The 1,257-nt window shown below is 33.7% G+C and carries 1 protein-coding gene and 1 pseudogene; both read left to right on the top strand.

Annotation, left to right across the window (positions count from 1 at the left end; all coding sequences use genetic code 11):
• The coding region (locus tag Dpoa2040_RS02175; RefSeq protein ID WP_168640123.1) for an acetyltransferase at positions 1 to 521 on the top strand (521 nt) is incomplete at its 5' end.
• A 112-nt stretch (positions 522 to 633) separates the two neighbouring features.
• A pseudogene (locus Dpoa2040_RS02180) lies at positions 634 to 1,257 on the top strand (hypothetical protein); the annotation flags it as partial.

The following is a 1,257-nucleotide window of genomic DNA, read 5'->3' on the forward strand; positions in this document are numbered from 1 at the left end:
TTCCAAAACAAAAAATGGTGCGACTACCTATCTTTATCAGAGGGGGAAGTGGGGTTGTTTGGGGGCTCAATGGAAGCATCGGTAGAACCTGTCGATTAGAAACTTTTGGAAATGGACGTATTTTATTCGGTAATAATGTTCAATTGAATGATAATGTACATGTTGTAGCTCATAATAGAATTGAAATTGGTGATAATGTACTTATTGCAAGTAGGGTTTTTATTACAGATCTAAATCATGGTTGTTATGACTCTGTGGAAATGTCAAGTGATCCGAGTATTGCTCCAGCGGAACGACCACTCTTTTCTAAAAGCGTAATTATTTCTAAAAATGTGTGGATTGGGGAAGGTGCAGCTATATTGCCGGGAGTTGTAATTGGGGAAGGAGCTATTATAGGTGCAAATGCCGTAGTCACAAGGAATATTCAGAAGAACTCTATTGCTGTAGGAGTCCCTGCTAAAATAATTAAAGTATTTGATGATAAAAATAAAATATGGCTTCAAGTTAATAATGAGTTATAAAATTGATAGGTTTTTCTTATTTTGGTTGTGCCATGTTATCTCCTTTTATTTAATGAGGGTGAGTGTTCTCCAGGATATTTAACTCTCGTCAGCTGTAGTGATAGGAACTATTGTGGAAAAATATGATATTCCCTTGTTAAAAGGGAAGAAGGTCGCTATATTTTGCCCTAAATTTTTTTCGTATGAAAATAAAATACGTGATGCGGTCGTTAGTCTTGGGGCAAATGTAAAACTTTTTGATGAGCGCCCATCGAATAATGTGTTGGTTAAAATTTTAATTAGATTGCATTTTAATAAGGTGTTGGGGTGTCTTATTAATAATTACTACCACAATATTACGATTGAGCTTGAGTTGTGGAAACCTGACTACGTCTTATTTGTTAACCCTGAAACACCTAGTGAAAGGATAATAAAAAACATCAAAGATAAACTTAATGATTCTCGGTTGTTTTTTTATATGTGGGATTCTATAGCGAATAAGAAAAAATCCCTGCAGTACCTTAGACTTTTTGATGACTGCTTCACTTTTGATCATGCTGATGCGGAGCGGTGGGGGTTTAACTTCCTACCTTTATTTTATTCAACAGAATACGAAAATGTTTATAAATGTAATAATGAATTAAATTATGAGTTATGCTTCATTGGGACTATTCATGGTCAAAGAATGAATTTTGTTAATAAAGTTTTAGAGTCTATTGATAAAAAAAATAATTTTATTTATTTTTATTGCCCTAGC

Origin of the sequence: Dickeya sp. CFBP 2040 (assembly GCF_012273755.1) — a bacterium.
Classification (GTDB): Bacteria; Pseudomonadota; Gammaproteobacteria; order Enterobacterales; family Enterobacteriaceae; genus Dickeya; species Dickeya poaceiphila.